The organism is Rhizobium sp. ZW T2_16 (assembly GCF_044987325.1).
Classification (GTDB): domain Bacteria; phylum Pseudomonadota; class Alphaproteobacteria; order Rhizobiales; family Rhizobiaceae; genus Neorhizobium; species Neorhizobium cellulosilyticum.
The window spans coordinates 1-5,826 of record NZ_JBJDRG010000049.1; the positions used below are offsets into that span (position 1 = coordinate 1).

General features: G+C 57.7%; 8 protein-coding genes and 3 pseudogenes. 6 read left to right on the forward strand and 5 right to left on the reverse strand.

Annotated elements, in window-relative coordinates; all coding sequences use genetic code 11:
- Positions 1–414: 414 nt before the first annotated feature.
- Both ACI3K0_RS30515 and ACI3K0_RS30520 read right to left on the reverse strand, forming a co-directional pair.
- The gene (locus ACI3K0_RS30515) at positions 415–846 is read right to left on the reverse strand and encodes a plasmid maintenance toxin (PemK-like) (RefSeq protein WP_404946967.1); all 432 of its coding nucleotides are present in this window, start codon (positions 844–846) and stop codon (positions 415–417) included.
- Entirely contained in the window at positions 833–1,111 is a 279-nt protein-coding gene (locus tag ACI3K0_RS30520; RefSeq protein ID WP_404946968.1) for a type II toxin-antitoxin system Phd/YefM family antitoxin, read from the reverse strand. The genes ACI3K0_RS30515 and ACI3K0_RS30520 overlap by 14 nt, the downstream gene beginning before the upstream one ends.
- Positions 1,112–1,243: 132 nt before the next feature.
- Here ACI3K0_RS30520 and ACI3K0_RS30525 point away from each other — a divergent pair.
- Positions 1,244–1,538, forward strand: a pseudogene (locus ACI3K0_RS30525) (integrase); the annotation flags it as partial.
- A complete protein-coding gene (locus tag ACI3K0_RS30530; RefSeq protein WP_280174112.1) occupies positions 1,524–1,658 on the forward strand; it encodes a hypothetical protein in 135 nt (44 codons plus the stop codon). The pseudogene ACI3K0_RS30525 and the gene ACI3K0_RS30530, both read left to right, overlap by 15 nt.
- Positions 1,659–1,756: 98 nt before the next feature.
- Here the strand turns inward: ACI3K0_RS30530 and ACI3K0_RS30535 are convergent, their stop codons facing one another.
- Positions 1,757–2,047 (reverse strand): hypothetical protein, encoded by a 291-nt coding sequence (locus tag ACI3K0_RS30535; protein WP_404946969.1) that lies wholly within the window; start codon positions 2,045–2,047, stop codon positions 1,757–1,759.
- Between the two features lie 188 nt (positions 2,048–2,235).
- On the opposite strand from ACI3K0_RS30535, the gene ACI3K0_RS30540 reads away from it, so the two are divergent.
- Positions 2,236–2,523 (forward strand): hypothetical protein, encoded by a 288-nt coding sequence (locus ACI3K0_RS30540; RefSeq protein ID WP_206829597.1) that lies wholly within the window; start codon positions 2,236–2,238, stop codon positions 2,521–2,523.
- Positions 2,523–3,020 (forward strand): annotated as a pseudogene (locus tag ACI3K0_RS30545) (integrase); the annotation flags it as partial. The gene ACI3K0_RS30540 and the pseudogene ACI3K0_RS30545, both read left to right, overlap by 1 nt.
- On the opposite strand, the pseudogene ACI3K0_RS30550 reads toward ACI3K0_RS30545, so the two are convergent.
- Positions 3,008–3,193 (reverse strand): annotated as a pseudogene (locus ACI3K0_RS30550) (IS110 family transposase); the annotation flags it as partial. The pseudogenes ACI3K0_RS30545 and ACI3K0_RS30550 overlap by 13 nt on opposite strands.
- Positions 3,194–3,658: 465 nt before the next feature.
- Positions 3,659–4,213: an NUDIX domain-containing protein gene (locus ACI3K0_RS30555; protein WP_404946970.1), complete on the reverse strand. Its 555-nt coding sequence runs from the start codon at positions 4,211–4,213 to the stop codon at positions 3,659–3,661.
- 275 nt (positions 4,214–4,488) lie between these two features.
- On the opposite strand from ACI3K0_RS30555, the gene ACI3K0_RS30560 reads away from it, so the two are divergent.
- Together ACI3K0_RS30560 and ACI3K0_RS30565 are read left to right on the forward strand one after the other, a co-directional pair.
- Positions 4,489–5,301 carry an IS5 family transposase gene (locus ACI3K0_RS30560; protein ID WP_206829316.1) on the forward strand — a complete coding sequence of 271 codons (813 nt, stop codon included), beginning with the start codon at positions 4,489–4,491 and terminating at the stop codon, positions 5,299–5,301.
- Positions 5,302–5,414: 113 nt separating this feature from the next.
- A partial coding sequence (locus ACI3K0_RS30565; protein WP_404946971.1) for a transposase occupies positions 5,415–5,826 on the forward strand: 412 nt, incomplete at its 3' end.

Below are 5,826 nucleotides of genomic sequence, written 5' to 3' on the forward strand. Positions count from 1 at the left end.
GTCGATCCGCCGCATGGTCTGCGCCCCTTTGTTGTTGCCGAAAACACCATGCCAAGGGCAGCACACGGACGCAATCTCGCCATCCGCACTGCCCGTTATCGGGCACTGCCACCAAATCAGCCCCGCTTACGCTCCATGAGCGCTGTCATGCTGGTTTTCGCGAGATCGTAAGCCATTGAAATCATGGTAAATGATTTCTTACAGGAACTCTATATGAATATTAGGGTTCCTCACATGGTATGACTGACGGTTGAGGGTATAACCATCGATAATATTCAAGTATCGATAGTGATGGATTCTGACTCCTTGGCGGGGTAAAGTCGTGGCAAATCACGGCCCCAGCGACCAATGACAGGATGGAAAATGACGGGCGAGAGACAGAACCGGGACGATGTGCGCCTCTCCGGACGGCAGCTACTCGCTTCGGGCCGTCGCACGGTGGCGCTGCGCCCGCGCCAGTTCGACGAACCGGCGTTTGATCTCTTCAAACAGCGCCGGTGGCAACGCCCCGTAATAGCCGCTCTCGCTGTCGATCGGCCTGACGTCCGGTCCAGGCCAGACAAAGCGGTTGCTTTCGGTCAGAACAATCCAGGAGCGCTCCTCGTCGAGCCCAAGGCGACGCTTGGTGGCGGCCGGGATTTCGACAGCATCTTGCGGGTCGGATGGCGGCGAATGCGTGACTGGCAAAACCCGCACCGCCGGCGTTCCGTCTTCCAGCATGGCGACGATTGCCAGAACCAGGACAGGCCGATCCTTGTCACCTTCCTCACGGCACTCGAGATGCTGCCAATGCCAGAGATACGAATATCGAAACAGCCAGCCAACCTTCGGTTCAGTCGGCAGCATGCTTGTCCGTCAGCAGTTCGGCATTGAGATGATCCAGACCCGGCTCCATCTTCGATGCTTCAATGGCGGCCAGGTCATCGTCACTGAGGTCCGACGAGAGCTCTACCCGACGATCACGCTTCGCCAGCCGGACATAGTCTTCATAGGCAATCAGCACGGTACGAGGACGACCGTTTTTGGTGATAATGACAGGCTCGCGGACTGCAGCGTCCTGGTAGGCGCCAAAATTTTTCGAAACCGCCGCAGCGGTAACAGTGGATGTCATGACCGAACTCCTTTGTTCCGTAATATACGGGATTTCCGGAACTTTCGCAACTCGTGATCGATGGAGCATTTAAGTGAAACATAATTCGATCCAGCCGGCCGAGGATACCGCGGTCCTGAACGCGCCGAGGAACTGGATGCGCTCGATTCGATCCTGCCGTTCGATCGTCGCGATCAACTTGCAGAGCTGCTCACCGACGACGACGTCGCGACGCTCAAGCACCTGGCCAGCGAAGGCATGGGCGACAACACCATGCGGGCGCTGGCATCCGATCTCGCCTACCTGGAGGCGTGGTGCGTGCTGGCGACAGGCACTCCCCTCCCCTGGCCTGCCCCCGAAAGTCTGCTTCTGAAAGTCGTCGCCCACCATCTGTGGGATCCCGTCGGAGCGGGGAACCAATCCCGACCACGGCATGCCCGAGGACGTCGCCTATCTGGCGCTCGCACTCAATCGCAGCGTTCCGCTTGCCACGCTCGATAGAAAACTGGCCGCGGCTGCCCGCAAGGAAGAGGTTTCGGTGCCGGGGCCTTTTGCCCATGGCGACTGACCTCGTCACGTTGTCACGGATGTGTTGATGGGAGCGGAGGTCAATCTCACTCGAGCGAACAGGCCCGACCACATAGCGTGTGCGGGTGACTTCACTCTCTACTGATCGCCGTCTTTTTCAAGAGGGATGAGCAGGCTGGGAAATTCGGTTTCGGCAGGAAGGTCGGCAATTCTCCGCATCAATCTGTCCAGTCGATCCGTCGTAAAAGCCTTGTCGGCGAACCAGATCTCGATTTCGGCCGGATCAAGCGTATCGACCATAGAGAATGTCGGTACAACGCAGCCCGAGGCCCGGATGATGCGAATATTGTGCTGGTATCGCCGGATGCGCTCAGCCATCGGCAGATCGGGACCTGTTCTCAAAAGCTTTTCCTTGGGCCATTCGGGCATTGGCATCTCCTCGGGTTCAACGAATAGTAGCAGCATCGCCCGGCCACGCCATTGGCAAAAGACAAGCTCCGGCCGCATTCATCCGCCGGCGAAAAGCGTCGGCGTCTCGTTGAAACGAAGTCTGGCTGATATTGCGCTATAACCGATCTACGCAAGCCGTCCATCCATCGCCAGAAAAGGCACTTTCCATGGAAGATCGCATCCGCTTCGCCCTCGAAAAACTGCTCAACATCGCCCATCAGGATTCCGGCCAAGGCCGGCGGGTGGCGAACTTTCTGCTCGCCTGGTGGAATGCCGAAGAGCACGGCGGCTTCGACCTGACCGATCTGGCCAATGTCGATCGCGAAGTTTCCGAGGACATGGCGACGATCTTTACCTGGCTCGCGCGTGAGGAAGACGTGGTTTACCCTTACGAATATCGCAGCGAAATCGAGCAGGTTATTGCGCGTTGGCGGCCCCAGGCGGCTGTGGAATGATGGCAAAGTCCCGCAAGTCCGCCCAGGATCTCTCTACCGTCGAGGGACGGATCGCAGAGCTCGATACGATCGCCTCCGTCCTGCCACTGGAGCGGCGTGACGAGCTGGCGGAGCTGCTGACTGATCAGGATGTCGAAACATTGCGTCACCTGGTCAACGAAGGCATGGGCGAGAACACTTTGCGCGCCCTCACCTCCGATCTTGCTTATCTGCAGGCTTGGTCTCTTGCGGCCACAGGGAAATCGCTGCCATGGCCGGCGCCTGAGGCGCTGCTGCTGAAATTCGTCGCACATCATTTGTGGGATCCACAAAAGCGCGAAACAGTTCCGGATCACGGAATGCCGGCCCAGGTCGAGCTCAGTCTTCGCGGCCAAGGGTTTCTTAAGGTGACCGGCCCACATGCACCCGACACCGTGCGCCGGCGGCTGGCGACCTGGTCGACGCTAACGAAATGGCGCGGGCTGACCGGCGTGTTCGCCTCCCCTGCCCTGAGCTCGCCGGCCCTCAATAGCCGGGCGAGCGCGAGTGCGTCTCGACGGTTCGTCTTCACCCTGTCGCCAGGCTTCCTTGGAATCAATGACGGGGCGACAACCATGCATTCATGGCCAAGCGATTGGATCAGCCGATGCAGGCCATATCCGGTCGGGCCCCCCTCGTAGCAGAAATGAACGCGGTCAAACTTTACGGCTCCGTTGGACAATGCGGCGCATGCTGGTATCGGACGCATCAACCTCACCCCCAAAAGCGAACCTCACCATCCCGGCCAGCTTCGGCAACAGCAATCGCGTTCTTCAGCTTGGCAACATCGATTCCGACAAAAGCCTCTTTATAGTCTGCCACGGCTCGTCCTCCTGTGATGAGGATCGCTCGGCCCGTCCGAGCAACCCTCGGAAGACCAGTGTAGGGCGAACCACCTCAGGCGCGAAGACGGACATACGGTCTTACGGCATACGTCTGGCCCGAGGCGGTGGCGGTGATCTTGATGTCGGGATGCGGATAGAGCGTGTAGCTCTCCGACACCGGCGGTGGTCGCATCGATCTCGACATCGGCGCCGGCATAAAGCGTGGTGCCGAAGGCCCAGGCCTTCTTTATAAGCGTCTATCGCCGCAGAGCGTGGTCAGGAAATTCGGAGCGTTAGAACTGTGAGAGAGGAGGGATCATTCCTCTGGTTGTCATCAGCCCCAAGACGGCAAGCGTCGTAGCATCTTTGATCTGGCCAGTCTCAATCATTCCTTTAACTTCCAATAACGAGAAAGCTTGGCAGACTAAGCCTTGCTCTTCCGGATCGAGATCTTGCTCACCTTCGGTGAGCCCACTTGCAACGAAGACGTTGAAGCCCTGGTTGCTGTATCCGTATGCCTGAAATAAATGGCCAATGTGTTCGAGCTTTTCAGCCGATAACCCGGTCTCTTCGCGCAGCTCAGCCCTCGCTAGTTCCTCTGGAACTTTATCAGGCTCATCCTCCCAACTTCCTTGCGGGAACTCCCAATAGCGTCCCGAAACCGGATACCTGAATTGCTCGACCAAGTAGATGTGTCCTATAGCAAGCGGGGCAATGACGGCGTAGTCTGGTTTGCAGACGACCGCATAGACGCCCTCAGATCCGTTTTCGTGAACGAATTCGTCTTCCCGGACTTCCATCCATCGATTTTTGTAAGCTGTTCGCGATGTTCTAACATCCCATGCCATGAGATTTCTCCAATGATGTGATCCCCTATGACTTCACGGTAGCCAGAATTATCAACCCGAAAATCAATAGCGAGATCGCCAAAGATTTCGCAGCAATTTTGTCCTCCTTGAGCGCAAAGACAGCAAAAAGGAACGCAGTGACGACGCTCACGCGTCTAAGAGCGGACAGAATGCCGATAAGGGCCTCTGGGTCTAAGAGGCTGTCCGAGAATTGAGTTGAGTGATCGGGTCGATGATGATTCCAAGACGGTGTTCAAAGCCAGAATGGAAGCGCCATGTGGAACCCGACCACCCGGCGGCAGTATAGTCGCAACCAACTTCGATATGAAACCGATCTGACGGACAGCGAATGGGAGGTGCTCTCGCCGCTGTTTCCTCCACCCGCGCGCAGAGGTCGCAAGCCAGTTTGGCCTTTGCGTGAGATCGTCAATGCCATCTTCTATGTTCTGCGCGGCGGCATCCCGTGGCGGCTTATCCCGAAAGACCTGCCGCCCAAGAGCACTGTGTTCGGTTACTTCTGCCGATGGCGCGACACCGGGCTATTCACAAGGATCAACCGCTACCTCGTTACGATAGACCGCGAGCGGGTTGGGCGAGAGGCCTCACCGAGCGCCGCAGTCCTGGATAGCCAGAGTGTCAAGACCACCGAAAGCGGTGGCCCGCGCGGCTATGATGCGGGCAAGAAGATCAAGGGTCGCAAACGGCAGGCAATGGTGGACATGGATGGCCGAGCACTCGTCCTCGATCCTCAGCCTGCCGACATTCAGGATCGAGATGGAGCGATCCCTGTCCTGCAGGTATCCCGCAGGTCCTTTCCATTCGTGGAGAAGGCGTTCGCAGACATGGGATACTCAGGTCACAGGCCGCAGAATGCGACGCTTGTCGATGTCGAGATCGTCCGCAAGCCCAAGGATCAGATCGGCTTTGCCGTTCATCCAAAGCGATGGGTTGTGGAGCGATTCTTCGCATGGATCAGTCGAAATCGGCGACTATGGAAAGACCCGGAGGCAACGATAAAGTCGGCCGAAGCATTTCTCTATGCCGCATCCATCATGACGCTGACCAGACGCATCGCACGGTCATCATGAATTATCGGACAGATGGGGTGATTGGGATCTACGCCGAGGGGGTGGCTGCTCCCTTCAGGATGTAGCAACGTGGTCCCTATCGAAACGGCCACACACATCGAGAGGAAGCAGCCATGATGTATTATGCCGGAATGGATGTATCTTTGGAAGAAACATCGATTTGCATCGTCGACGAGACGGGCCGTATCGTGAAGGAGATGCGGGCGATCAGTGAGCCTCCGGCGCTGGTCACAGCACTTGAGGAGTTTGGTCTGCCGATGGAGCGCATCGGCCTTGAAGCTTGCTCTCTGGCGGCTTGGCTGCATGACGGGTTGCGGAGCGCCGGGCTGACAGCCGTCTGCATCGAGACGCGCCAGGCCAATGCTGCGATGAAGATGATGCCAAACAAGACCGATCGTAATGATGCGCGTGCCTTAGCGCAGATCATGCGCACGGGCTGGTTCCGGCAGGTGCATGTCAAAAGCCGCCAATGCCGGCTATGGCGATCGCTTTTGGTGGCGCGGCGAACAGTGATGAACGAGATGC